Annotated in this window: 1 pseudogene; it reads left to right on the plus strand. The window is 38.2% G+C overall.

The features are described from left to right. Positions 1-574 precede the first annotated feature (574 nt). Positions 575-1,519 (plus strand): annotated as a pseudogene (locus tag ABD915_RS09595) (autotransporter outer membrane beta-barrel domain-containing protein); the annotation flags it as partial.

Consider the following 1,519-nt stretch of genomic DNA (forward strand, 5'->3'; position numbering starts at 1 on the left):
AAATAAGGCATAATATTTTTTTGCATTTTACGCGTGAAAACGCCTTTCTATGTTAAAGTGAATTTCCTTAAAGTTTTTGGTGATAATGATACGATACAGTGACTGCTTCTCGGGGCTCTTTAATGACTGAGGAAGCTTACTGTTAGTCTTGCTTTATATGGATTTGATTTATCCGCTATGGTACTTTATGCCTCGTAAGTCTAGTTTTTAATTTGCCTGTTACTGATTTTAGCAATCTTTTTCACGCATATCTTTTGTCAATCTTTTAAATGCCACAATGATAGGTTGTGCGTTTTATTAATTTGCACTCTATGGTTTTATTTTCACTTTACAAGAAATACAGAATGCATTATACACGTTTAAGTTGTGTCGTATGGTTGTTTACCTATAAATGGTTGTTATCTTGGGGGGGTAGATTTTGCACCAAGTTTATTTGGGTAATTCATTGCACAGGTCAAATGAGCAGTAGGTGCATTCTTTTGGTTACATCTTTTTTGTTTTGATGTGCTCACCGAGATGTTTCTACGAGTGCTTTTATTTTCAATGAGAGGGGAAATAAAGTTTCGAGGGAACTATGATTAAAGTGTTTAGAAATCATGTGGGGTTATGTACTTTTACAACGGCTATTCTTTCTTTGCTCCAAAATGGAATAGGGGTTTGTGCAAATACAGAGTGGCGTAGTAGTCCACATTATAATATCACCGTTACTCCTCTGCACACTGGTACCCCCCTTAGTCCACCTCATGTGCTCTCTGTTATTTCTTCTAGTAACTATCTTGGTGGGAGTAACCGTGGTCGCCTTCTTAGAGGGCGTAATATTATCCCTCTTAAAGGAATAGGCGGGGAGAGCAGTGGTGGCAGATATGTTTATGCTAAAGATGGAGTCTCTGATGGGGGGGCTAACAAGCTTATTATATATGATGGCTTATATTATATGTGTGACGGTTGTGGAAGCCGCCTAATTGATAATAAAGATTATAAGATTACAGATGAAAATGTTTCCAGATATCCCTCTAAGACTGCTATAACAGTAAAGGGGATAGATACGATAGTTGATGGAAAGAATGTAACTGTTAGCAGTGAAGTTCCAAGTAAAACTTTTACACGCGGTGTTTCGGTATCAGAGAACGGAAAGATTGTTTTGAAAAATCCAATGCTCAAGAATACAGGTACAGCCCTTCATGCTGAGGGTGGGATAATTGAGGTGAAAAAGGGAATTATGGAGGACAGTAATCGAGCTGTTGAGGCAACAAAGGATTCATTTGTTCTTTTAGAGGATACAGAAATTAAGACGCGTGATGGGAAGGCAAGCCTTTTAAGTTATGATCGTTCAGAAGTTTGGGTGGCAGGTGGATTAATCGATTTCATGAACAGTCATGGGGTTTCTTCGATGTTAGCTGGGAAGGTAAATCTCGATGGTGTTAAGATTACTGGAAAAGGTAGCAAAGGCAAGGATCACGCGGTTTTACATACAGATTTAGGTGGTCCTATTAATTTAGATGGTGCTATTGTTCATGCT

This window comes from Bartonella jaculi, assembly GCF_039543045.1.
Taxonomy (GTDB): Bacteria; Pseudomonadota; Alphaproteobacteria; order Rhizobiales; family Rhizobiaceae; genus Bartonella; species Bartonella jaculi.